This is a genomic window from Paenarthrobacter sp. YJN-5 (assembly GCF_015040095.1).
In the GTDB taxonomy this organism is placed as follows: Bacteria; Actinomycetota; Actinomycetes; order Actinomycetales; family Micrococcaceae; genus Arthrobacter; species Arthrobacter ureafaciens.
The window spans coordinates 2,406,927-2,431,465 of sequence record NZ_CP053544.1; the positions used below are offsets into that span (position 1 = coordinate 2,406,927).

The window sequence follows — 24,539 nt, forward strand, 5'->3', positions numbered from 1 at the left end:
GTCGAAAACGTCTTCGAATTTCCATGTCGTTGCTCACACCCTCCCCGGCGGTATCAGTCGGCATCATAGGCTGCGGCCAGAAGCTGCACCGCCTCCGCGAACGATGCCCCCTGGGCCTTCGCGGCTGCAGCATATTGGGCGGCGACTTCGGCCAGAGCGCCCCACCGGTCGTCGCGGGCGCAGATCACGGTCCCGTTGCGGCCCCTGGTGGCAACGACGCCGGCGGCTTCGAGTTCCTTGTAGGCCCGGGCAACAGTGTGGGGCGCAACATCAAGGACCCCGGCAAGGTTCCGCACCGGGGGAAGCTTGGCACCCACGGCCAGGACGCCGGAGTCGGCCAGTTCGATGATCCGCAGCCTCAACTGCTCGAACAGGGCAACTCCGCTGTTGGTGTTCGGACGCCAGTTTCCAGGAAACTCACCGTTGCCGGTCATTGCGGGCACCGGCAGGGCGGCACCTGGGCGGCGGTGCCTTGGTCAGCGAAACGTCCTTGGTCCATGCCGAAAATTAGACCAGCGTCGAAGTGCCGGGACAAGCCATGACGGCTCGCGGGAACGGGTTCGGCCCCGTTGCCTGTCACGGATTCCTCTGTGCCACGGCGAAAATCCGCCTGAACGGAAACACGGTGCCATGCCTCGATGGAGGGTAGGCCTGACGCAGCATAGCGGCGTACTCGTGCTCGAATTCGGCTCCCTCGGCCGGAGACAGGGCTGCCAGTACCGGCCGGAGTCCAGTGCCCCGCACCCAATCAAGGACAGGGTCGTCGCCCGGGAGCACCTGCAGGTAGGTCGTTTCCCAAGCGTCAGCCGTGCAACCGGCGTCGAGCATGATGTTCAGGTAGTCAGCAGGGCTGCCGACGGCGTCGTGCCGCAGTACCCCGGCCAGGCGCGGCGCCCAGGCGGGCGAGTCGGCGAGTTCACGCATCAGGGTGTGAGACGGCGAGGTGAAATTGCCGGGGACCTGCAAGGCAAACCAGGCCCCTGGCTGCAAAGCGCGCAACCAGGAAGCCAGCATTTCCTGATGGCCGGGGACCCATTGGAGTGCTGCATTCGTGACGACGACGTCCACGTCCGGCTCCGGCTGCCAATCGGCAATATCGCCGTGCTGGAAGCCGAGGCGGCCGGGCTCGGCCAGCGCGGCAGCTTTGGACAGCATTTCGGCAGACGAATCGATCCCCGTCACCCGTGCTTCCGGCCAACGCCTTCCCAAGGTGGCGGTAAGGTTGCCGGGCCCGCATCCAAGGTCCACCACCCGTGTGGGCTCATCGGCCCGGATCCGGGCAACGAGGTCATGGAAGGGACGGTCACGATGGTCACCGAACTGGACGTATTTACTGGGATCCCACTTCATTCGACAACCCTTCAGGCAAGCTCCGGACCGGGTACTGCTGACCTGAGCGAGCCTAGTGCGTCCGGGCACTAAGCTGGAAACCAATGAAACTTCCAGAGCAGCTTCCAGCTTCCACGGGCGCCGGGCCCCTCGACCCTGACGAGATCTACACGCGGTTTGTCGAATGGACGGAGAGCCGCGGGTTGCAGCTCTATCCCGCTCAGGACGAGGCCATCATGGAACTCGCCGCAGGCAACAACGTCATCCTGGCGACGCCCACGGGTTCAGGAAAGTCGCTGGTGGCGATCGCGGCCCACTTCGAGGCCATGGCCCGGGGCCAACGAAGCTACTACACCGCTCCCATCAAAGCGCTTGTCTCCGAGAAATTCTTTGCCCTCTGCGAGATTTTCGGCGCGGAGAACGTCGGCATGATCACCGGCGATTCCGGGGTCAACCAGGACGCCCCCATCATTTGCTGCACGGCCGAAATCCTGGCCAACACCGCGCTGCGCGAGGGGGCGGCTGCGGAACTTGGCTCAGTGGTGATGGACGAGTTCCACTTCTACTCCGACCCGCAACGCGGCTGGGCGTGGCAGGTGCCGCTGCTGGAACTGCCGCAGGCGCAGTTCCTGCTGATGTCCGCCACCTTGGGCGACGTCACCCGGTTCGAGCGCGGCCTGACGGAGTTGACCGGGCGGCCCACAACCACCGTGAGCTCGGCGGAGCGGCCCATCCCGCTGCATTACTACTACCACGTCACCCCTGTCCACGAGACCTTGGAGGAGTTGCTCTCCACCAAACAGGTCCCGGTCTATGTGGTCCACTTCAGCCAGGCGGAAGCGATCGAGCGCGCGCAGAACCTGATGAGCATCAACATGTGCAGCCGCGAAGAAAAGGACCGCATCGCCGAGCTGATCGCGAACTTCCGGTTCGCGGCCGGCTTCGGGAAGACCTTGAACCGCCTTGTCCGCCACGGAATCGGGGTGCACCACGCGGGAATGCTCCCCAAGTATCGCCGGCTCGTGGAGCAGTTGGCCCAGGCCGGACTCTTGAAAGTCATCTGCGGCACGGACACGCTGGGCGTCGGTATCAACGTCCCTATCCGCACGGTGCTGCTCACCGCTTTGAGCAAGTACGACGGCGTTCGCACCAGGCTGCTTAACTCCCGCGAGTTCCACCAGATTGCCGGCCGTGCGGGTCGGGCCGGGTACGACACCGCCGGGACAGTGGTGGTGCAGGCTCCGGAACACGTTGTCGAGAACACAAAGGCCATGGCCAAGGCGACCGCGAAGTTCGGCAACGACCAGAAGAAGCTCCGCCAAGTGGTGAAGAAGAAGCCGCCTGAGGGTTTTGTCTCCTGGGGGGAACCGACATTCAACAAACTGGTGGAATCGACGCCGGAACCGCTGAGCTCGAGCTTTACGGTCACCCACGCAATGCTGTTGAACCTGCTGGAACGGCCGGGCGACCCCTTCCTGGCGACGCGCCGGTTGCTGACGGAAAACCACGAAACCAGGGCGTCCCAGCTCAAGCTCATGAAGAAGGCTTTGGGTATCTACCGCGAACTGCTGGCGGCGGGTGTCGTTGAGCGCGTTCCTCCCGAGGAACAGGACGCTGAGGGCCGTTCCGTGCGGCTGACGGTCCATCTTCAGGCCAACTTTGCCCTCAACCAGCCTCTCTCCCCCTTCGCGCTGGCTGCCTTGGAGCTGCTCGATCCGGAGTCGCCGTCGTACGCCTTGGACGTCGTGTCGGTCATCGAAGCCACGCTTGAGAAGCCGCGCCAGATCCTTTCTGCCCAGCAGAAGAAGGCCCGCGGCGAGGCCGTCGCAGCCATGAAGGCGGACGGCATCGAGTACGACCAACGCATGGCCATGCTGGAGGAAGTCACGTACCCGATGCCCCTTGCCGGAATTCTGGGCGAGGCCTTTGAGGTCTACCGCAAGGCGGCACCGTGGGTGGGTGACTTCGAGCTGGCGCCCAAGTCGGTCATTCGCGATATGTACGAGCGCGCCATGAATTTCGGCGAGTTCGTCCAGTTCTATGGCCTGGCACGTTCCGAAGGGATCGTCCTGCGCTACCTCGCCGACGGCTTCCGGGCCCTCCGGCAAACCGTACCACAGGACGTGCTGCGGGAGGACCTCGAAGACCTCATCGCATGGTTGGGGGAACTGGTCCGCCAAGTGGACTCGAGCCTCCTTGACGAATGGGAGGAACTGACGGCCGGGCTGGCTCCGACGCCGCATGATGCTCCCCCGCCGCCTCCGCCGTCGTTGACATCCAACGCCAGGGCATTCCGGGTGATGGTGCGAAACGAAATGTTCCGCAGGGTGGAGCTGTTTGCTGACGAAGACTCGGCCGCCTTGGGCGAACTCGACGGCGAGGCCGGTTGGGACGCCGATCGCTGGGAAGAAGTCCTGGACGACTACTTCGACGAACACGACGACATTGGAACAGGTCCCGATGCCCGCGGACCCGGGTTGCTGATCATCACCGAGGAACCCGGCAAGTGGATCGTCCGCCAAATCTTTGACGACCCCGCCCGCAACCACGACTGGGGTATCTCGGCGGAAGTCGACCTCCAGGCCTCCGATGAAACGGGAACCGCCGTGGTCCGCGTGACCGACGTTGGCCGCCTGTAGCGGGTCGTAGCGAAGAGGCGCGAATGCATCCTGTTCCCAACCTGGCCGACAGCCTCCGCAAACTGGAGGCCGTCAAGGACGTGCCTGTTGCGGAATGGTCGGGGCCGCGCCTGTGGTGGCGCGGACCCTTGGATGTGGAGGGCCTCGCCATTGGGTCGGTCCAGGCTGCGGCGACCGCCCTCAACGCCTTGACAGGCACGTCGGCCTATTCGGTCCCGTCAGCGGGGACCGCAGCCGCCTTTGACTCGCTGCGGCACTTGCGGATCGCCGGAAAGCAGCCGGAAGGTTTCGCGCCCCTCTCCGGCTTCCGTCCGACGTCGGACGGTTGGGTCAGGCTGCATGCCAACTACCCGCACCACGCGGCCAGGCTTTTGCAGGCCCTTGGCGTTTCCTCAACCGCCGACGTCGGCCCCGCACTGAGGGAGCTGACAGCGTCGGATGCGGAATCAGTGATTACCGCCAAAGGCGGCGTTGCCGCGGCTGTTCGAACCCGAGCGGAATGGACCCGCTCCCCCATGCACCAAGCGGCAAGCCGCGGTCCCTGGATCGCGCTGAGGGAGTCCGGGGGATCATCAGGGGCACGCCGCTGGGTCCCGGCCCGCGATGCCGCCCGTCCGTTGAAGGGCTTGAGGGTCCTCGACCTGACGAGGGTCATAGCGGGACCAACGGCCACCCGGCTCCTCGCCGCGCTGGGGGCGGACGTCCTCCGGATCGACCCGTCCGGACTTCCCGAACTTCCCGATGCGTTCATCGATTGCGGATTCGACAAACGAAGCGTCGTGGCGGACTTCTCGGTGCCTTCGGTTCTTGAAGAGGTGCGCGCTGTGGTGGCACGGGCCGACGTCGTGGTCACAGGCTACCGATCCGGGAGCCTGGAGCGCTTCGGACTGGGAACGGTGGATCTGACACGCGACAATGGTGGACTGGTGGTGGCGACGCTTAACGCCTGGGGTACCGGTCCGTGGCAGAAACGCCGGGGTTTCGACAGTATTGTCCAAGCCGCCTGTGGCATTGCTGCTGACTACGGAAGCGACGGCGACGCCGGATGGCGGCCGGGTGCGCTTCCGGTCCAGGCGTTGGACCACGCGACGGGCTACGGCCTGGCAGCGGCCATTCTGGGATTGCTTGCGGAACGGACCCGCACGGGCCGGGGCGGGGTGGCCACGATGTCGCTGGTCCGCACCGCTGAGGAGCTTCTCGGGGCCGGATTCCTTCCTGCCCCGGGTCGTGGCCACGAGCCGGAGCCACTGCCGGAACCTGGATACCACGGGATGGAGAGTGTCCACGGCCATCTCCGGTTCGTCGGTCCGCCGCTGCTGGCCGACGGTGTTCCTGTCACTTACACCCGCGCGCCTGTTGCCTATGGCTCGTCACAGCTCTTGTGGGGCAAGGCCTGAGCTTTGCGGCATCAGGCAGCCGGGGCCGGGCGCTAGTAAGCTCGGAACCATGAGTGTAATCCGCCCCGCAACCGCTGATGATGTCCCCGCGATCCTTGGCATGATCCATGACCTCGCCATCTACGAAAAAGAACCGGACGCCGTCAAGAACACGCCCGAAAAACTTACCGAGGTCCTCTTCGGGGACAACCCCCGGGTGTTCGCAAACATGGCAGAGAACGCGGCCGGCGAGGTCCAGGGATTTGCCCTGTGGTTCTTGAACTATTCGACGTGGGAGGGCGTCCACGGCATCTATCTCGAGGACCTCTATGTCCGGCCCGAAGCCCGTGGCGAGGGCCACGGAAAGGCGCTGCTGCAGCACCTGGCCGCTACCGCCGTCGAACGCGGATACGCACGCGTGGAGTGGAGCGTCCTGGACTGGAATGAACCGTCCATCAAGTTCTACAAGAACCTGGGCGCGCTGCCCATGGAGGAGTGGTCCACGTTCCGCCTGACGGGCGAAGCCCTTCAAACTTTCGGATCGGCAGCCGGGGCGCCGGACAGGGCGTTGGCGCGTGGCTGAACTGCACAGCATCCGCGCAAGGCACGAGTTCCGGGGCCTCCGCACCGTGGAACACTTCTTCACGGTGCCCCTTGACCATGGCCCGGTAGAGGCTTGGGCGGGCCATAACGGCCGCGAGGCAATCGCTGGCGAAGAGTCCATCACGGTCTTCGCCCGCGAGTACACCTCCACGGAACACTCGGCGGAGGACGCGGCACGCTTGCCCTGGCTTTTGTACCTTCAGGGTGGACCGGGCGGACGCGGCAACCGGGTAACCTCCCTGTCCGGCTGGATGAAGGCTGCCGCCAAGGATTTTCGCATCCTGATGCTGGACCAGCGCGGTACCGGCCTGTCCACGCCCATTGAATTCCAATCGTTGGCACGTCGCGGAGACGCAGAGCGGCAGGCCGAGTACCTGGCGCACTTCCGGGCTGACTCGATCGTGGCCGATGCCGAGATGATTCGCCGGATCCTCGGGGCGGAACCTTGGACGGTGCTGGGCCAAAGCTTCGGCGGATTCTGCGCACTCACTTACCTGTCCTTTGCACCGGAGGGACTTCGTGAAGTCCTTATCACCGGGGGCCTCGCGCCCCTCCAAGGGCCGGCCGAACGGGTGTACCGCGCTACCTTCCGTCGCGTTGCCGCGCGCAACGCCGAGTACTTCGCTTGGTACCCCGAAGACCGCGGGCGTATTACCCGGATCATGCGCCATCTGGCGGACCAGCCAGAGCATCTGGCCAGCGGCGAGCGGCTCACCCCGGAAAGATTCCAGATGGTGGGCTCATTCCTCGGTGGCAACACGCGGGTAGATGCCCTGCATTACCTCCTGGAGGACGCGTTCATCGAAACAGCCACGGGACCCCGTCTGTCCGAAGCGTTCCTTGAGCAGGTCCGTTCGCTTGTGAGCCGTGCCGGCAACCCGCTGTACGCCGTACTGCACGAGTCCATCTACGCGCAGGGCGAGGCCACCAAGTGGGCAGCCTGGCGGGTCCTGGAGGAGTACCCGGAGTTCGAACCCTCCGCGGACGAACCGCTTCTCACCGGCGAAATGGTCTATCCCTGGTACTTCGTGCAGGATCCTGCGCTTGTGCCTTTCCAACCGGTCGCGGAGTTGCTTGCCAGCAAGGCGGACTGGGGTCCCCTCTATGACGCGCAGAGGCTCGCGATGAACACTGTTCCTGTAGCCGCCGCGGTGTATCAGGACGATATCTACGTGGACCACGCATTATCCATGGAGACTGCGTCGGCGGTACGGGGCCTCCAGCCTTGGGTGACCGATGCCTTCCACCACGACGGTATCGGCGAAGACGGCGAAGGCATATTCCGGCGCCTGTTGGGGCTGGTCCGTCCCGGCAGCTGATAAGCCGCGGAGTTGCTTCACCTAGGCGGAGGTGGCCGACTTCCGACGGGTCGCAGCGGTGACCGCGAACGCGAGCACCGCTGCGGCCAGCACGCCCCCGGCTGTATTGAGGCCCTGATACCCGGCCGAGGCCAGGACCAGGCCTGACGTCGCGCCGCCCAAAGCCCCGGCAGCACCCATGAGAGTGTCAGAGACACCCTGTACGGTTACCCGTTGGCTTTCCGGGACGCTTTCGGCAAGGAGCGTGGAGCCTGCGATCGTGGCACCCGACCAGCCAAGCCCCAGCAGGATCAGGCCTACGGTCACCAGCGACGGCTCATGCTGGCCCAATCCGGCGACGACGACGGCGACGAGCAGCAGCCCGTGTCCCGCGATGATGCTCGCGTAGCGGCCCGCTTTGTCAGTAAGCCAACCCCAGACCGGGGACAACGCGAACATACCGGCAATGTGGAGGGAAATAGTCAACCCGATCACTACCAGGGCGTCGGTGCTGTCGCTCACCGAGGCGTGCTGGTGCCCGGACGCAGTGGAGGTTCCTGCGATGAGTTGCTGCAAGTGCAGGGGCGTCATGGACATGACGGCGACCATGACGCCGTGGGCAGTAACCACTGCGCAGAGTGCCAAAAGCGCCGGTCGCGACGCGCGGATTGCGGCCAATCCCGAACGGACAGTACCCCGGGCCGGGGGAAGGTCGCTTTTTGACCCTTCCGAGGCCAGGCGGCGGGAAAGGAGCAGCGGGTCCGGCCTGAGGCCAAAGAAGAGCAGCGCGGCTGCGAGGAACAAGCCCGCTGCGGAGAAGACGAAAGGGCCGGCAATTGGTGGCATCCCCAGCGCGGTTCCCACCACTGCGCCGGGCTGGATGAGGTTCGGCCCGGCCACTGCACCGATGGTAATCGCCCACACCACCGTGGAGAGCGACCTTCCGCGATGCTCTGCGTCCGCAAGATCGACGGCGGCAAATCTGGCCTGGAGGTTGGCGGCGGTGCCGAGGCCGAGGAAAGCCCCGCCCAGAAGGAGGAGCAGGAACGATCCCGCCACCACTGAAGCCATCATCAGCAGCGCACCGGCCAGTGCAGCAACCAGCCCGGCGACCAACCCCGTCCTTCTCCCCCGCTGCTCTGCGAGCCTGGCAAGTGGCAAGGCGAACACAGCGGCTGAAAGGGTGAGGATGGTGGTGACGGACCCGGCCCAGAATTGCGAGCCGGAAAGGTCGACGGCCAGCAGGGAGCCGATGGACAACGTGGCGCCGTTTCCGATGCCGCTCAAGAGCTGGGCACCGCTGAGCAGGGCAACAGAACGGCGCTGGACCCGTTGCGGATCCAGCGCCGTTGATGAAGTGGTAGTCACCCCAAGAGACTACAGCCAAGCCATGCCTAGTCGGCTTGGCTCATGGACTTCTTTGCATCCTCTTCCAACCGGGCGTCGATCTTGGCCCGGCGTGCCGCCGGGCTGAGCAGGCTGGCGACGACGGCGACGACGATGGTTCCGACGATCACGGCCAGGGAAACGAAGGTCGGAATCTCCGGAGCCCACTCGATGTGCCGGCCGCCATTGATGAAGGGAAGCTCGTTGACGTGCATGGCGTGCAGGACAAGCTTGACGCCGATGAAAGCGAGAATCACAGACAAAGCGTGCTTCAGGTAGACCAGGCGGGTCATCAGGCCGCCGAGGAGGAAGTACAGCTGGCGCAGGCCCATCAGGGCGAAGATGTTGGCGGTAAACACGATGAAGGCGCTCTGCGTCAGGCCGAAGATTGCCGGAATCGAATCGACGGCAAACAGCAGGTCCGTCATGCCGATCGTGATGAACACGATCAGCATGGGCGTGAAGACCTTCTTGCCGTCCACGGTGGTCCGGAGCTTGCCGCCGTCGAACTTCTCGGACATCGGCAGGACCTTGCGGAGGCGGGCAATCAGCGGGTTCTCGACGTCCTCTTCATCCTCGCCGGAATCCGTCGCTTGCTTCCAGGCCGTCCAGAGAAGGAATGCGCCAAAGATGTAGAAGACCCAGCTGAACTGTTCGATGACCACGGCGCCCAGGGCAATGAAGATACCCCGCAGGACAAGCGCGATGATGATGCCCACCATCAGTACTTCCTGCTGGTACTTCCTGGGTACGGAGAACCTGGCCATGATGATGATGAACACGAAGAGGTTGTCGATGCTGAGACTGTACTCAGTGACCCAACCTGCGACGAACTGGCCGCCGTATTCGGGGCCGGTGAAGTAGAACATGGCACCGGCAAAGACCAAAGCCAAAGCCACATAGAAGGCGACCCACAAGCCGGCTTCCTTCATGGACGGTTCGTGGGGACGCTTGACCACCAAAAGCAGATCTATGGCCAAGATGATTCCGAGGGCGACGAACGAGCCGACCTCGAACCAGACAGGGAGCTCCATTAAAGAAGGCCTTTCGCAGGGTACGGGAAAATGGTGTAAGTCTCTCCGGCCTGCCGATGCGCTCCAAGGCGCGATGTGGCGGCCCGCTAGGCCCGGCGAGGCATCTGTGCCTTGCGTGTTGACGGACGTAGCGCTTGGGATACTCCCCTACGTTGAGCCAACTTTACCCTAGGCGTGGCCGGCCGACTGCATCTGGCGTAACTCGCGCTTCAACTCCTTGACTTCGTCCCGGATCCGGGCCGCGACTTCGAACTGAAGCTCAGCAGCGGCACCATGCATTTGTTCCGTGAGCTGTTCGATCAGCCCCACCAGGTCCTCGGCAGGCGCTGCCGCAAGACCGTCCTGGCGGACGGTGGCGGCAGCCTTCGTCGAGGATTTGCCCCGCTTGCCACCCTTGGCGAGCCTGTTGTTGTTCAGCAGCTCCTGGGTGTCGGCGTCTTCCTTGGCCAGCTGGTCGGTGATATCCGCGATCCTCTTGCGGAGCGGCTGGGGATCGATGCCGTGATCCTTGTTGTACTTCACCTGGATGGCCCTGCGGCGGTTTGTCTCATCGATGGCCTGTGCCATCGAATCAGTGATCTTGTCCGCGTACATGTGCACCTGGCCTGAGACGTTACGCGCCGCACGGCCGATGGTCTGGATCAGCGAGGTGGAGGACCGCAGGAAGCCTTCCTTGTCCGCGTCGAGGATGCTCACCAACGACACTTCCGGCAGGTCCAGGCCTTCGCGGAGGAGGTTGATGCCCACCAGGACATCGAAGACACCCATCCTCAGCTCGCGCAGCAGTTCCACGCGGCGCAGGGTATCGACGTCCGAGTGCAGGTACTCCACTTTGACGCCGTGGCCCATGAGGTAGTCCGTCAGATCCTCGGCCATCCTCTTGGTGAGCGTGGTCACCAGGACGCGCTCGTCCTTGGCGGTTCGAATCCTGATCTCGTCCAGGAGATCGTCAATCTGGCCCTTGGTCGGTTTGACCACCACCTCGGGGTCCACCAGGCCCGTAGGCCGGATGATCTGCTGGACGTACCCGTCCGCCTTGCCGAGCTCGTACTTACCCGGCGTTGCTGACAAGTAGACGGTCTGGCCGATGCGTTCGAGGAACTCGTCCCACTTCAGCGGCCGGTTGTCCATGGCGGAAGGCAAACGGAAACCAAAGTCCACCAGGTTGCGCTTACGGGACATGTCGCCCTCATACATGGCACCGATCTGGGGGATGGTCACGTGGGACTCATCAACCACCAGGAGGAAGTCATCCGGGAAGTAGTCCAGCAAGCAGTGCGGAGCCGTGCCCGGTTCACGGCCATCAATATGCGCGGAATAGTTTTCGATGCCGTTGCAGAAGCCCATTTGCTGCATCATTTCGAGGTCATAGGTGGTCCGCATCCGCAGCCTCTGGGCCTCAACAAGCTTGTTCTGGCTTTCCAGGACCTTCAGGCGGTCGGCGAGTTCGTCTTCGATCCTCTTGATGGCCCGGGACATCCGTTCAGGACCGGCAACGTAGTGCGAGGCAGGGAAGACATACATTTCCTCCTCGTCGCGAATAACCTCACCGGTGAGCGGGTGGAGGGTCTGGATGTTCTCGATCTCGTCGCCGAAGAATTCGATCCGCAGCGCCAGTTCCTCGTACATGGGAATGATCTCCACGGTGTCGCCGCGGACCCGGAAGGTCCCGCGGTGGAAGTCCATGTCGTTCCGTGTGTACTGCATCGAGACGAACTTGCGGAGGAGGTGGTCGCGGTTCATCTCAGCGCCCTTGCGCAGCGTGACCATGCCCGCAATGTATTCCTCGGGGGTTCCCAAGCCGTAGATGCAGGAAACCGTGGCAACCACGATCACGTCCCTGCGGGTCAGCAGCGCGTTGGTGGCCGAGTGGCGGAGCCTTTCAACTTCCTCGTTAATGGAGGAGTCCTTTTCGATGAACGTATCCGTCTGCGCTACGTAGGCCTCCGGCTGGTAGTAGTCGTAGTAGGAAACGAAGTACTCCACCGCGTTGTTGGGCAGGAGCTCACGGAACTCATTGGCCAACTGTGCTGCCAGCGTCTTGTTCTGGACAAGGACCAGCGTGGGCCGCTGTACCTTCTCGATGAGCCAGGCAGTGGTGGCGCTCTTGCCTGTACCGGTGGCCCCCAGGAGGACAACATCCTTTTCGCCGTTGTTGATGCGCTCCGTAAGCTCGGCAATCGCCGCCGGTTGATCGCCGGCAGGCTTATACTCACTGACTACTTCAAACGGTGCGACGACGCGGTTGATTTCCTGGGCAAGGCTCATGAATTCAATCTACCCCCGCCTGCGGACACCTGCTGTCCGGAATAGGCGTCTTCAGCCAAGGGAGAACCGTCACATTGCGCTCTGCGCAGGCTAGTGGGAATACGGCTCCGGAAGCCAGCCCGTCCGGGTCGCCCACTCCTCCATCAGGGGCCAGGCTACGTCAGTGAACCAAGGTTCCTTCGCTTCCGCGTACCCGTCCGTGCCTGAATCCCCGGCGTACTCGTCAGCGAGCTTGAGTTTGTGGGCTTCATAGAGGGCGCGCCCCTCGGGATCCGCCCTGAGCCAGTCACGGAACATGAGCGCGTAGCGCCACCCCGGTGAGCCGGCGACCCGGACGTGGAGGTTGACCGGCCGTCCGGGGTCGGCATTCGCGTGGAACCGCTTTTGCCAGCCGGCGGGGTCGGGATGGGACGGTTTGGGGGTATCCCCTGTGACGCCGGGAACGGCCGGAAATCCGACGGCGGCAAGGAGCGGTGCGATGCGGTCTGCCGTCTGCAGATCCTTCACCGCAAGTTGCAGGTCAATGACGTCCTTCGCAGGCAGACCGGGTATGGCGGTGGATCCAACGTGGTCGACGGCAAGGGCATCCGGTACTGCTGCCTTGATGCGGCCGATAAGGCGGTCCGCAGCCGCGCTCCAGTCGGACTGCGGCGCTGCAATAACCGGTCCGGCAGTGCGGGGCGCACGTGTCCCCTGGGTGAGGTGCGCGGCGAAGGGCACGAGCCGTTCGTTCCAGAGTGAATCGACTTTGGTGAGCAGCTCTTCCCGGCTGCCGGCGTTGTCGAGAACGACGTCGGCAGCCGCCAGTCGGTCATCACGGCTGGCCTGCGCAGCCATCCGGGAGCGGGCGTCCTCGGGCGTCATCGCCCGGTCATCGACCATGCGCTGCACCCTGAGGTCCTCCGGCGCGTCCACCACGACCACCAGGTGGAAGGCACTCCCCTGCCGGGTCTCAACAAGCAGGGGGATGTCCTGCACCACGATGCCCCCCTGGGGCACGCCGGCCAGCATCTCGGCTGCGGCAGCACGGACCAAGGGGTGGATGATGCCGTTGAGCACCTCCCGCCTGGACGGGTCCTGGAACACAATCGCGCCCAGCGCGGGGCGGTCAAGGGTGCCGTCGCTCCGGATCACGTCCGGACCGAAGGCTTCGGCCACCTGGGCCAGGCCGGGCGTGCCGGGTTCCACCACTTGCCGCGCGAGGACATCGGCGTCGATGAGTACTGCTCCCAATTCGCGCAACCGCGACGCCACCAACGACTTCCCTGAGGCGATACCACCCGTCAACCCGATCTTCAGCACCCCTCCACACTAGACTGAAGCGGTGGAAATTCAGGACGACAGCCGAGCAACCAGCTACACAACCCTGGCGGCCGGGTCCGATTTCCGCCACGAACTCGAGATCCGCCGCTCCCGTTTCATTACGGTGCTCCGCCGTTCGCCGGATGAGGACACTGCCCGGTCCCTGGTGGCCGATCTCCGCCGGGAATTCCACGATGCCCGGCACCATTGCTCTGCCTTCGTCATCGGCCCGGACCGTATGATCCAACGGTCGTCCGATGACGGTGAGCCCTCCGGCACGGCCGGAATCCCCATGCTTGAGGCGCTTATCAAGCGCGAGACGGCGGACGGGGTCACCGACCTGAGCGACGTCAGTGCCGTCGTCGTGCGCTATTTCGGTGGAATCCTGCTGGGAGCGGGCGGCTTGGTCAGGGCCTATTCCGAATCGGTTTCCAAAGCCCTGGACCTTGCTCCCTTGGTCGAACGGAAACGCCTCCGCCTCTGTGACATCGGCGTGCCGCACGCGGACGCCGGACGACTGGAAAACGAACTTCGCAGCGGGGGCTTCGTCATGGCGGAAACGCTGTACGAAGCCCGGCAGGCCGTACTCAGGGTTGCCCTCCCTGACGAGCCCGCCTTACTGGAAGAAGCCCAAGCCCGGGTGGCGGCCTTGACGGCGGGTGCCTCGGTGCTGAATCCGCAGGGAACTGAATGGGTTGACGTTCCCCGCTAGGTTCCTGCCTGCCCGCCGGCCTCCCGCCGGTGCGGAACGGCCGTTGTGCCGCACCACCGTCCGGACGCAAAAGGACCCCCACCGCATGCGGTGGGAGTCCTTTTTGGGCTATTCAGCTCAACCCCGAAGGGCGGGCGGAATTAGTTGCCGGTGAGCTTCTCGCGCAGTGCAGCGAGGGCCTCGTCGGAAGCCAGGGTGCCTGCGTTGGACTCGGCAGCAGCCGGCTCCGAGGAGTAGCTGGTAGCGCCGGAGTCGCCTTCGCCGGACGTTGCAGCAGCGGCGTCGTCAGCAGCGTGCTGTGCAACCTGCTTCTTGTGTGCTTCCCAGCGGGTCTGGGCGTCAGCGTACTGCTGCTCCCAGGCTGCGCGCTGTGCTTCGTAGCCCTCGAGCCATTCGTTCGACTCGGGGTCGAAGCCCTCGGGGTACTTGTAGTTGCCCTCTTCGTCGTACTCTGCGGCCATGCCGTACAGAGCGGGATCGAACTCGGTGCTGTCAGCGTCAACGCCCTCGTTAGCCTGCTTGAGGGAGAGGGAGATGCGGCGACGCTCGAGGTCGATGTCGATGACCTTGACGAACAGTTCGTCGCCAACGGAGACAACCTGCTCGGCGAGCTCCACGTGGCGGACAGCCAGCTCGGAGATGTGCACGAGGCCTTCGATGCCGTCTTCGACGCGAACGAACGCACCGAACGGAACCAGCTTGGTGACCTTACCCGGAACAACCTGGCCGAGGGCGTGGGTGCGGGCGAAGGTCTGCCACGGATCTTCCTGCGTAGCCTTGAGCGACAGGGAGACACGCTCGCGGTCCAGATCCACTTCGAGGACCTCGACGGTGACTTCCTGGCCAACCTCGACAACCTCGGACGGGTGGTCGATGTGCTTCCAGGAGAGCTCGGAAACGTGGACGAGGCCGTCTACGCCGCCAAGGTCCACGAAGGCACCGAAGTTGACGATGGAGGAAACGACGCCCGGACGAACCTGGCCCTTTTCCAGCTTGTTGAGGAACGTGGAGCGGACCTCGGACTGGGTCTGCTCGAGCCATGCACGGCGGGAAAGGACAACGTTGTTGCGGTTCTTGTCCAGCTCGATGATCTTGGCTTCGATCTGCTGACCGATGTACGGAGCGAGGTCGCGGACGCGACGCATCTCGACGAGGGATGCCGGCAGGAAGCCGCGCAGGCCGATGTCCAGGATGAGGCCACCCTTGACAACCTCGATGACGGTACCGGTAACGACACCGTCTTCTTCCTTGACCTTCTCGATGTCGCCCCAGGCGCGCTCGTACTGTGCGCGCTTCTTGGAGAGGATCAGACGGCCTTCTTTGTCTTCCTTGGTGAGAACCAGGGCTTCGACCTGATCGCCAACGGCGACGACTTCGCCGGGGTCAACGTCGTGCTTGATGGAAAGCTCGCGGGAAGGGATGACACCTTCGGTCTTGTAACCGATGTCGAGCAGGACTTCGTCGCGGTCGACCTTGACGACAGTACCTTCGACGAGGTCTCCGTCGTTGAAGTACTTGATGGTGGCGTCGACTGCTGCGAGGAAGTCCTCAGCGGTGCCGATGTCGTTGATCGCGACGACGGGGGCACCGGGCTTCTCGGTGGAGGTGATGGTCATGTAGTAGGGGCTCCGTTGTGGATAGTATGTCGGTCAGGCAAACCGCTGCCGCCCGGCTCCGGACGGCAGAATACGGCAAAGTGCCGGGTCATCCTGATTTGTGGAATGTTACAAAATGGCTGCGCGCACGTAGTACACGCCCGTTTATTGTAGTTGATTCTGCAAAGCAGGGTCAAAAGGACGTGTGCGATGCCCTTAGAAGTGCGTCAGGCAGTGCGCGGGCCGTTCAACCGCGAACAATTGCTGGGCCCGGAAAGCTGCATTCGGGCTCAGTTCCTTGACGCGGCCGGCCGCAGCCAGCGTCACAGGTGAAACGGCGCCGAGGTAGATCGAAGCCAGGTCAGCCACGTCCAGCTCGAGGTCCGCCTCACGTGCGGCGGCCTTGCGGACGGTTGCCGCCGGTCCGCCGTCGGAATCAAGCTCCCAGGTGCCGTGCGCATGTCCGAGCGCATCCGCGACCCGCAGGACGAGCTTGTCCGCCGCTGCGTACTGCCGCGCCGACAACGCGGCGGGCACGTCCAGGATGCGCAGCCACAGCATGTCACGGACATCGGAGTCCACCAGGCAGCGGGGATCCTCCATGGCCCATGCCAAAGGATCATGGACCGGTGCTTCCGCCCACGTCAGCACATCAACAAGGTCGATGCTCCCCAGAAAGCGCCACAGGTCAAGGTAGGCTGCGTCACTGCCGGCGACAAGATCCACGATTTCCATGGTGTAGGGCTTGGTGTCCCAGCCCTTGAAACGGTAGGAGACGTAGCCGTCAGGAGCGCCGTCGGCACCGTAGTGGAGGGCACTCCGCACAGCGGTGTCGGGTTTGCCGTCATGCCCGATGGAGCCCGACGCCAGGAGGCGGTAGTACTCCTGGCGCCCGATGGACCCCGGCGTGGCACGCTGCACACGGTCGAAAATTTGCGGAGCAAGCCCCAGCAGGACAGCAGGATCGGCAACCTCGACCGTCCCCGTCATGCTGCCCCGAAGCCGGAAGCGGGCGCCGGCATCCACCGTGATGTTCCGCTCGTAGGTGGCCACACCGAAACCGAAGCGTCCGTAGATGCTGCCTTCGGAAGCGGTCAGGGCTGCGATCGCGATGCCGTCGTCCTTTGCAGCTTCCAGGTCCGCGGTGATCATTCCGCGGAGGATGCCTTGGCGCCTGTGGGTTACCCGGACGGTTACGGCCGTTACCAGGCTTGCCTCCAGTTGCTTGCCAAAGCCGATGTTCAGTGGCTTCCGCATGGTGGCATACGTGGCGACAGGGACGTCTGCGGCGAGGGAATGCGGGGGCACGTCGCCGTCGACGTAAACGCCTGTCAGGGTGCGCTGGTCCGCCTTGTAGGCCGCCAGCGTTTTCCGGATGTAGTCTTCGTCCCGCCGGTTTTGGTGGAACCCGTGGGAGACCGCCTGCACCCATGCGGCGCTACGGTCGAAATCGGGGCTGCCCTGCGTGGCGGCAGCGAATTGGTGGACGGTGTATTTTCCTGGTTTTTCTTCCTTGGGATCAGCCACGCACCCGAGCCTAGCCAGAGCCGAAGGGGCGCGCCAGCCTTGCGGCGGCGCGCCCCTTGGCCGGACCTCTTGGTGGGACGTGCTTAGTGGCCTGCCTCGTACCAGCTGGCACCGATGCCGATCTGGACATCAAGGGGAACCGACAGATCCGCCGCCGCGCCCATCTGCTCGGCTACGAGCTTCTCTACGGTTTCCCGTTCGCCGGGGGCAACTTCGAGCACCAGTTCGTCATGAACCTGCAGCAGCATGCGCGACTTCAGGCCCTGGCCGGCGAGTTCCGCGGCCACGCCGAGCATTGCCCGCTTGATGATGTCTGCTGCCGACCCCTGGATGGGAGAGTTCAAGGCAATGCGTTCGGCCGCTTCGCGGGCCTGCCGGTTGGTGCTTGTCAGGTCCGGAAGGTAGCGCCGCCGCCCCTCGATGGTTGCCGTGTAGCCGTCCACGCGGGCCTGGTCCACAACGCCCCTCAGGTAATCGCGGACACCGCCGAAGCGGTCGAAGTAGTCCTTCATGAGGGTCCGGGCCTCGTCCACGGAAATCTCCAACTGCTTGGACAAGCCAAAGGAAGTGAGCCCGTAGGCAAGCCCGTAGGACATCGCCTTGACCTTGGAACGCATGGCACTTGTGACTTCCGCAGGAGCCACGTTGAAGATTCGTGAACCGACAAAGCGGTGCAGGTCCTCGCCGTCCCGGTACGCCTGGATCAAAGCTTCGTCCCCGGACAAATGCGCCATGATGCGCATCTCGATCTGGGAGTAGTCGGCGGACAGCAGGCATTCGTAGCCGTCGCTGACAACGAAGATGCTGCGCACGCGCCGGCCTTCTTCGCTGCGGACAGGGATGTTCTGCAGATTGGGGTTGTTGGATGAGATGCGGCCCGTTGCTGCGATGTTCTGGGCATAGGTGGTGTGGATCCTGCCATCCTCCGCCACGGACTTCTTCAGCGTCTCCACCATCTGGGCGAGCTTGGACGATTCACGGTGCGCCATGAGCTGGACCAGGAATTCGTGCCCGGTCTTCTCCAACAGGGCCTTCAGCGAGGCGGCATCGGTGGTGTACCCCGACTTGATCTTCTTGGTCTTGGGCAGCCCGAGTTCATCGAACAGTACTGTTTGCAGCTGCTTGGGCGAACCAAGGTTGACTTCATGTCCGATCGCCGCGAAGGCCTGTTCCTGGGCGTTCTCGATGACTTTGGTGAGATCGGCGAGCTGCTCATTCATCCGGTCCATGGAGACGTAGATGCCGGTGAGCTCCATCTGCGCCAGGACGCGGGCCACGGGAAGTTCCAGCGTGGTCAGGAGGGCATCGGCCTTCCGCTCGGCAAGTTCCTTTTCGAAGTGCTTGCTGAGGGCATGCACGACGGCGGCATGCTGGACCAGCGCTGCGGCGGCAGCCTGGTCGCTTCCCCCGGCGAGATCCAGCTCCAGTTGGCCGGAAGGCGCAGCCACGGCGCCAAGGGTGATCTTCAGGTGGACCTGGGCCAGTTCGGAGAGATCGTAACTGCGGCGGTCCGGCTGGATGAGGTAGCCGGAGATGGAAGTGTCATCCACCACTCCCTCAAGTCCCAGTCCCCTGTTGTGCAGTGCTTTTAGCGCGGCTTTGAACTCGTGGACCACCTTGGCTTCCTCAGGGTCCTGCAGCCACGTTGCAAGCACTGATTCGGCGGCGGCGTCCAAGGAGGTCAGCTCGATGAAGGCAGCACCGTTGTTGCGGACTACGGCAACCGCGGCAGCGTCCTCGCCGATCCGGCCCGGAACCTGCTGGATTGCGAGGGCGGAGCGGACACCCGAACCGGCCGCAAAGAACTCCTCCAAAGCGGCCGCGTCGGTGAGCGTGGTGAACTCGGGAGCCTCGATGGTGTCCGGCGCTGCACCCGCGGTGTCGTCGCCGTAGAGGTCGAAAAGGCGGGTGCGGAGCGTGCGGAACTCGAGTTCCTCGAACAGCTCTTCAATGGCTTGCCGGTCCGGGCGCGGTTCATGAAGGTCCGCCAGTGATACGGGCAGGTCCAGATCCGTCAACAACTGGTTGAGCCTGCGGTTGCGCTTGACGTTCTCGACGTTCTCCTTGAGGGCGCCGCCTACCTTGCCGCCGATGGAATCGAGGTTCTCGAGAATTCCCTCCAGGCCGCCGTAGAGGTTGATCCATTTTGCCGCCGTCTTGGGGCCGACGCCGGGCACGCCCGGAAGGTTGTCCGCGGATTCGCCCACCAGCGCGGCGAGGTCAGAGTAGAAAGCCGGTTTGACGAAGTACTTTTCCTCGATGGCTGCAGCATCGAGTTTGGGAATGTTGCTGACGCCCTGCTTGGGATAAAGCACGAAGACGTTGTCATTGATCAACTGGAACGAATCCCGGTCTCCGGAGACCAGGAGCACTTCGAAACCCTCGGTGTCGGCCTGGGCGGCGAGGGTGGCGAGGATGTCGTCGGCTTCATAGCCGGGCAGGGCTATGGTCTTGATCCCCCACGCTTCCATCACCCGGGCGATGAGTCCGATCTGGCCCTGGAATTCGGGCGGTGTGGCGTTGCGTCCACCCTTGTATTCGCTGTATTCGGCCTTCCGGAACGTGGTGTCGTCGGAGACATCGAACGCCACTGCCACGTGCGTGGGCTTCTGGTCCTTGATGAGGTTGATCAGCATGGACGTGAATCCGTGGACTGCGTTGGTGTGTTGCCCCCGGGCGGTGGAGAAGTTCTCCGCAGGGAGCGCGTAGAAGGCGCGGAAGGCCATGGAGTGGCCATCCAGGACCAGCAGCCTGGGCCGCTCCTCCCCCGTGATGTTCGCTCGGGATGCGGAAGAGGGGGCTGCCGTGGCGATGGCAGAAGCTTGGGCCGTTGGAACCTGGTCCGGTTTGGTTGTTTCACTCACAGGTGCCAGCCTAGTTGGCATGATGGACAATTTCACGCCGAACCAGTTTGTGGATGAGCTCAGGCAAGCAGGCGTACCGGAAGAATTCCACGAGTGGCTATCGGCCGGCGGCGTCGGCGCACTGGTGGTCAAAATGGGCATCCGCTTCAGCGAACTGGGCGCCGAACGCAGCGTTGCCACCATGCCGGTGGAGGGCAACACCCAGGTAGCCGGAATCCTTCATGGCGGGGCGCACGCAGTCCTCGCCGAGACCTTGGGTTCCTTCGCGGCATCCGTTCACGCAGGTCCAGGCCGCCACGCAGTGGGCATCGAGCTCAGCGCAACCCATCACCGCTCCATTGCTACCGGAACCGTCACGGGAACCTGCACGGCAATCCACCTTGGCGGCACGCTGGCGACGCACGAGATTGTGATCACTGACGAGCAGGGGCGGAGGCTCTCCACCGCGCGGATCACGAACATGATCCGCGATAACCGTCACTGACCGCTTGTCGGGCGGAGCCGGCGGGCAAAGTGCCAGCTAGGCGTCAGGCGCGCTTTTCCGGCATCCTCTTTTCCGGCATCCTGTAGTGCAGTTCGGCCGCGGCCCCGCCAAGGATCTTCGATGAGACCAACTCCAGCGGCGCCGTCGGGCCGTTAAGCGGCAGCAGCCGCTTACCCGCTCCCAGCACCACCGGGATGATCGTGACGATCATCTCGTCCAGCAGCCCCGCGTTGGCAAATTGGGCTACCAGGTCCCCGCCGCCGACCAGCCAGACGTTCTTGTCCCCGGCATCCGCCAACAGGTCCGGGGCGAATTCGCGGACGTCGCCACGGACGAATGTCACGTCGGCGCCTGCCGGGGCGGAATATTCGTGATGGGTAAAAACCCAGCACGGGATGTTCGGGTAAGGCCACTTCCCGGCCTCGTGCGCCATGAGCCATCGGTAGGTGTCCCCACCCATCGCAATGCACCCGACGCCGGAGAAGAAGGACTCATAGCTTCCGCTGACCCCCTCCACCTTGTCGAACTGGAGCAACCAGCCCAGATCGTCATCCGGGGAAGCGATGAAGCCGTCAATGGTGGATGCCACGTAGTACTGGAAGATCGACATGGCCCCAGACTAGCCAAAACCCACCGACAATTCAGTCCGCGCCTGCGTTGCCGTATTCCACCCGCACGCTCCCGTCGTCCCTCAGCACCACCACGCGGCCTTGGGCCAGGGTCCACCGATCGTTGAGCAGGAAGATCCGCCCGCCGCTGACCACCAGCAGCCGCAAGCCGGAATAGCGGTACAGCGGAGCCGCATCCGTTCCAGCTGACTCCTCACGGACGTTGGGTGCAGTGACGCCCAGGCGCTCTTTGCTGTAGACCACTGCGGTGGGCAAAAGCCCGGAGCGCTCCTGGTAGTCGACGGCGGCGCCGCGGCCCAGTGCCTGGGCGTAGTCGGAGGTACCCCAGAACAGCAGGAGGGTGACAAGGACAAAAACGAGGGACCGTTCCAGGGCGCGCGGCGTGACCCGCAGCGTGCGGACGGCAGGGGCCGCTGCACGCCGTCGAACGCTCAGGCCCCAGGCGCCGACTATCAGGCCTGCAGCTATCAGGAAGGGCACGTACAGCAAAGTCCGGCCCGGCTGGGTAACAACGGCCACCCACATCACGGCAGCAAACGCGAATCCCAGCACCAGGACCACCAGCGCTGTGCGGTGCAACAGCGTCCTGTGCCTTGAGGCGTCCAGAAGCCGGGAAACAGCCCGGTCCAGCATCAGCCACAGCAGGCCGATCACCGCGAGCCATGCCAAGGGCTGGAAGAGCGACTGGATGCTCCGAAGAATGAAATCCTGCACGGTGTAGCCAAAGAGGCTGACGTCGAGGCCCATTGCCTTTGCCTGCGCGTCGGTACGTGCCCAGCCGAAATAGACCAGCAGTGCCGTGGCCACCGTCAAAGGCGGACCAATCACGGACAAAACGTCCAGGGTGCGCTGCCACCGGGTGTTGACGAGGCTGCGCTCGTCCTCCTCCGGAGCTCCTGCCGCCGGTTGTCCGCTCACGGCAACGCCGTGGGTGACGCTTCACTGGGAGCGGTACTGGGTGAAGGGGCCGGTTGCGTCCCACCCGGTTGCGTCCCACCCGGTTGCGTCCCACCCGGTTGCGTCCCACCCGGTTGGGGCGACGGCGTTTGGCTTGGCCCGGTGGCAGGCGGAGGTGACGAGGGCGCGGTGTCCTCATAGTAGAAGGTCACTGTTCCGCTGATATCCACGGTGTCAGTGATGGAAATCCGGAGGGTGTCCCGCCCGTTGGCCGGAGGAATCCTGAGGTACATCGTCTGGTAATCGCCTCCACCGGACACAATTTCGGGGAAGGCGGGTTCTCCGTCAAAGAGGATGTCGCCTACGCGGACGTAGTAGCCGTCCAGCCGCACGATTGTGCCGCCCGAACGGGGTCCGGAGGCCCGGAGTTGGCCCGGCACCGCCGTCAGGTCCTCGTTCACTACTGTCAGGCCGCTAAGGTGGCGCGGGCACGCCTCGCCAGGAGGCGAGGTGGCCTTGATGGGCAGGCCCGGGCTGGCCCGGTGCTGCGCAATGACTGCGGCGGATGTTGCTGCAACCGTGGACTCCAGGCACTGCGTCTGCGGGATGCGCGGAGTCGCCGCGACCGCCACTGACGCTTGCAGCCAATCCTGTTCGGAACCGCTCTGCACGGCGCGGCATACGGCCGCTGCCGCTTGCCAGACAGTCACGTCTGCCGTCCCTTGGACGCTGTCCGGCCGGACGCTTTCAGCCAGGGCGTCGCACTGGAACTGCTGCAGCAGCAGGTAGCGCTGTCCCGCCGTCGGGTCATTGGGACCGACCGGTCCGACCGGCACCCAGCGGACCACCGGCGCCTCAGCTTGCGGTGCCGCGGGACCGGCCGGGCCGGCGGGCTGGGCCGCTGTAGGTTCGACGGCGGGAGGCGGGGTGGTTGCCGCAGCAGAGGTTGGTTCCGGCGCCGGGTTGGGTGAGGGGCTGTTGAAGTCGGAACCGGGGGGAAGGCAGGCAGAAAGGCCCAGCATCAGGACCGGCGCCAAGGCCAGTCCGATGAGGTGGCTTAGGGATCGGCTCTTCATGACAGCCCCGCATCTGCCGGATCACCAGGGTGCAGTGATGTAATTTCACTGCCGATTATTCTCCCGAATGGGCTTTACTGCCAGAGAGGGGGCTACTTTCCGAAGTACGGAACGATCAGGTAGATCCCGAACAGCACAGCCAGCCCGCAGATGCCGAAGCAAACGTAGGCAAGGCTTTTGAAGAGTGCCGGCGACTTCTGCTGTACGTCGCCTGCTATCGCGGTCAGCCGGACACCCAGCGAGTAGAGGACCACGACCGTCACCGCGGACACGAGTGTCACCCCGGCAACCAGCAGCAATTCCAACCACTTCATCGCTGTGCACCTTTGTTCTTGTTGGACTTGGACTTTTTCTTCTTGCGGAACACAACCGCGTGGCCGGCTTCATCCACCTCGACGGCGTTGTGGTGGCCGACGTGCTCCCTGCGGGAGACCACGAACATGAAGAGAATGGCGGCGGTGCCTACGACGGCCGCAATGACCAGGCCAACGACGCCGGTATTGACCAGAAGCGCCGTCAGGCCGCCGACGATCGCGGATGCCGGCAAAGTGAAGAGCCAGCCCAAGGCGATCTTGCCAGCGGTACCCCAACGGACCGAGGTGCCTTTGCGTCCCAGGCCGGAGCCGATGACGGAGCCGGAGGCCACCTGCGTAGTGGAGAGTGCGAAGCCCAGATGCGAGGAGGCAAGGATGGCCGTCGCGGTACTGGTTTCGGCCGAGAATCCCTGGGCGGGCTTTACTTCCGTCAGGCCCGAACCCATGGTGCGGATGATGCGCCAACCGCCGGCGTACGTACCAATGGCAATGGCGAACGCACAGGCTGCGATGACCCAGAACTGTGGGCCGGAGCCGGGAGTTTGGGTGCCGGCGGCGATGAGTACGAGGGTGATGATGCCCATGGTCTTCTGTGCGTCGTTGGTTCCGTGGGCCAACGCCACGAGGCTCGACGTGAAGATCTGGCCGGTCCTGAAGCCCCCACGCTTCTGGGTCAGCTTGTCACCGGTTTCGGGATCGTGCCGCGAGGTCAGCGCGTAGGCGAGCCGGGTACAGATGTAGGCCACGGCTCCTGCGATCAGCGGAGCGAAGAGGGCAGGAAGGATCACCTTCAAAAGCACTGTTTCGAAGTTGATGGAGTGGAGGCCGATACCCGCCACTGCCGCGCCGATCAAGCCGCCGAACAGGGCGTGCGAGGAACTCGATGGAAGGCCCTTGAGCCAGGTGATCATGTTCCAGAGGACGGCACCCATGAGCCCGGCAAAGATGATGTCCGGAGTGATATGGATACCGTCGGCGCCTTCCCGGATCAGGCCCCCGGAAATGGTCTTGGCCACCTCCGTGGAGAGGAACGCGCCCACCAGGTTCAGCACGGCGGCCAGCGCTACCGCAGTCTTGGGTTTGATCGCCCCCGTAGCAATGGGAGTTGCCATCGCATTGGCTGTGTCGTGAAACCCGTTGGTGAAGTCAAAGAAGAGGGCCAACGCTATGACAAGCGCGACCATGAAGGTGATTTCCACCTGTTGC

At 64.0% G+C, this 24,539-nt stretch carries 20 protein-coding genes; 6 read left to right on the top strand and 14 right to left on the bottom strand.

Features of this window, described 5'->3' with window-relative positions; genetic code table 11:
* Positions 1 to 53: 53 nt before the first annotated feature.
* Both HMI59_RS11445 and HMI59_RS11450 read right to left on the bottom strand, forming a co-directional pair.
* On the bottom strand, positions 54 to 434 hold the full coding sequence (locus HMI59_RS11445) for a GntR family transcriptional regulator (RefSeq protein WP_021470399.1): 381 nt from the start codon (positions 432 to 434) through the stop codon (positions 54 to 56).
* 142 nt (positions 435 to 576) lie between these two features.
* Positions 577 to 1,350: a trans-aconitate 2-methyltransferase gene (locus HMI59_RS11450; RefSeq protein WP_021470398.1), complete on the bottom strand. Its 774-nt coding sequence runs from the start codon at positions 1,348 to 1,350 to the stop codon at positions 577 to 579.
* A gap of 83 nt (positions 1,351 to 1,433) precedes the next feature.
* On the opposite strand from HMI59_RS11450, the gene HMI59_RS11455 reads away from it, so the two are divergent.
* From HMI59_RS11455 to HMI59_RS11470, 4 genes are read left to right on the top strand one after another with little or no spacing between them, the layout of a single operon-like run.
* Positions 1,434 to 3,968: an RNA helicase gene (locus HMI59_RS11455; RefSeq protein ID WP_021470397.1), complete on the top strand. Its 2,535-nt coding sequence runs from the start codon at positions 1,434 to 1,436 to the stop codon at positions 3,966 to 3,968.
* Positions 3,969 to 3,991: 23 nt separating this feature from the next.
* Positions 3,992 to 5,365: a CoA transferase gene (locus HMI59_RS11460; protein WP_193591376.1), complete on the top strand. Its 1,374-nt coding sequence runs from the start codon at positions 3,992 to 3,994 to the stop codon at positions 5,363 to 5,365.
* A gap of 49 nt (positions 5,366 to 5,414) precedes the next feature.
* Positions 5,415 to 5,927, top strand: coding sequence for a GNAT family N-acetyltransferase (locus tag HMI59_RS11465; protein ID WP_021470395.1), 513 nt, complete (start codon positions 5,415 to 5,417; stop codon positions 5,925 to 5,927).
* The gene (locus tag HMI59_RS11470) at positions 5,920 to 7,266 is read left to right on the top strand and encodes an alpha/beta fold hydrolase (protein ID WP_193591377.1); all 1,347 of its coding nucleotides are present in this window, start codon (positions 5,920 to 5,922) and stop codon (positions 7,264 to 7,266) included. Before HMI59_RS11465 ends, HMI59_RS11470 begins: the two co-directional genes overlap by 8 nt.
* 21 nt (positions 7,267 to 7,287) lie before the next feature.
* Here HMI59_RS11470 and HMI59_RS11475 read toward each other — a convergent pair whose 3' ends face one another.
* The 4 genes from HMI59_RS11475 to coaE all read right to left on the bottom strand — a co-directional run bounded on the left by HMI59_RS11475 (position 7,288) and on the right by coaE (position 13,235).
* Complete coding sequence (locus HMI59_RS11475) at positions 7,288 to 8,613, bottom strand: MFS transporter (RefSeq protein ID WP_021470393.1); 1,326 nt, start codon at positions 8,611 to 8,613, stop codon at positions 7,288 to 7,290.
* A 26-nt stretch (positions 8,614 to 8,639) separates the two neighbouring features.
* Positions 8,640 to 9,665 carry a TerC family protein gene (locus HMI59_RS11480; protein WP_021470392.1) on the bottom strand — a complete coding sequence of 342 codons (1,026 nt, stop codon included), beginning with the start codon at positions 9,663 to 9,665 and terminating at the stop codon, positions 8,640 to 8,642.
* Positions 9,666 to 9,833: 168 nt separating this feature from the next.
* Positions 9,834 to 11,933, bottom strand: a complete 2,100-nt coding sequence (gene uvrB / locus HMI59_RS11485) for an excinuclease ABC subunit UvrB (protein WP_062096835.1) — start codon at positions 11,931 to 11,933, stop codon at positions 9,834 to 9,836.
* 90 nt (positions 11,934 to 12,023) lie between these two features.
* Positions 12,024 to 13,235 carry a dephospho-CoA kinase gene (coaE, locus tag HMI59_RS11490; protein WP_166184235.1) on the bottom strand — a complete coding sequence of 404 codons (1,212 nt, stop codon included), beginning with the start codon at positions 13,233 to 13,235 and terminating at the stop codon, positions 12,024 to 12,026.
* Positions 13,236 to 13,257: 22 nt separating this feature from the next.
* Between coaE and HMI59_RS11495 the strand changes: the two genes are divergently transcribed.
* On the top strand, positions 13,258 to 13,947 hold the full coding sequence (locus tag HMI59_RS11495; protein WP_166184234.1) for a YigZ family protein: 690 nt from the start codon (positions 13,258 to 13,260) through the stop codon (positions 13,945 to 13,947).
* 140 nt (positions 13,948 to 14,087) lie between these two features.
* On the opposite strand, the gene rpsA is transcribed toward HMI59_RS11495, so the two are convergent.
* The 3 genes from rpsA to polA all read right to left on the bottom strand — a co-directional run bounded on the left by rpsA (position 14,088) and on the right by polA (position 19,795).
* Complete coding sequence (gene rpsA, locus HMI59_RS11500; protein WP_021470388.1) at positions 14,088 to 15,563, bottom strand: 30S ribosomal protein S1; 1,476 nt, start codon at positions 15,561 to 15,563, stop codon at positions 14,088 to 14,090.
* 195 nt (positions 15,564 to 15,758) lie between these two features.
* A complete protein-coding gene (locus tag HMI59_RS11505) occupies positions 15,759 to 17,069 on the bottom strand; it encodes a GNAT family N-acetyltransferase (protein ID WP_193591378.1) in 1,311 nt (436 codons plus the stop codon).
* Between the two features lie 83 nt (positions 17,070 to 17,152).
* The gene (gene polA / locus HMI59_RS11510) at positions 17,153 to 19,795 is read right to left on the bottom strand and encodes a DNA polymerase I (protein ID WP_255527677.1); all 2,643 of its coding nucleotides are present in this window, start codon (positions 19,793 to 19,795) and stop codon (positions 17,153 to 17,155) included.
* Between the two features lie 157 nt (positions 19,796 to 19,952).
* On the opposite strand from polA, the gene HMI59_RS11515 reads away from it, so the two are divergent.
* On the top strand, positions 19,953 to 20,417 hold the full coding sequence (locus tag HMI59_RS11515) for a hotdog fold thioesterase (RefSeq protein WP_193591380.1): 465 nt from the start codon (positions 19,953 to 19,955) through the stop codon (positions 20,415 to 20,417).
* Positions 20,418 to 20,460: 43 nt separating this feature from the next.
* Here HMI59_RS11515 and HMI59_RS11520 read toward each other — a convergent pair whose 3' ends face one another.
* The 5 genes from HMI59_RS11520 to HMI59_RS11540 all read right to left on the bottom strand — a co-directional run bounded on the left by HMI59_RS11520 (position 20,461) and on the right by HMI59_RS11540 (position 24,532).
* The gene (locus HMI59_RS11520) at positions 20,461 to 21,027 is read right to left on the bottom strand and encodes a dihydrofolate reductase family protein (protein WP_193591381.1); all 567 of its coding nucleotides are present in this window, start codon (positions 21,025 to 21,027) and stop codon (positions 20,461 to 20,463) included.
* 31 nt (positions 21,028 to 21,058) lie between these two features.
* Positions 21,059 to 21,964, bottom strand: coding sequence for a hypothetical protein (locus HMI59_RS11525; RefSeq protein WP_227471354.1), 906 nt, complete (start codon positions 21,962 to 21,964; stop codon positions 21,059 to 21,061).
* A complete protein-coding gene (locus HMI59_RS11530; RefSeq protein ID WP_193591382.1) occupies positions 21,961 to 23,019 on the bottom strand; it encodes a hypothetical protein in 1,059 nt (352 codons plus the stop codon). Before HMI59_RS11530 ends, HMI59_RS11525 begins: the two co-directional genes overlap by 4 nt.
* 92 nt (positions 23,020 to 23,111) lie before the next feature.
* On the bottom strand, positions 23,112 to 23,333 hold the full coding sequence (locus tag HMI59_RS11535; protein WP_021470381.1) for a hypothetical protein: 222 nt from the start codon (positions 23,331 to 23,333) through the stop codon (positions 23,112 to 23,114).
* Positions 23,330 to 24,532 carry an inorganic phosphate transporter gene (locus HMI59_RS11540; RefSeq protein WP_021470380.1) on the bottom strand — a complete coding sequence of 401 codons (1,203 nt, stop codon included), beginning with the start codon at positions 24,530 to 24,532 and terminating at the stop codon, positions 23,330 to 23,332. The genes HMI59_RS11535 and HMI59_RS11540 overlap by 4 nt, the downstream gene beginning before the upstream one ends.
* Positions 24,533 to 24,539: the final 7 nt, after the last annotated feature.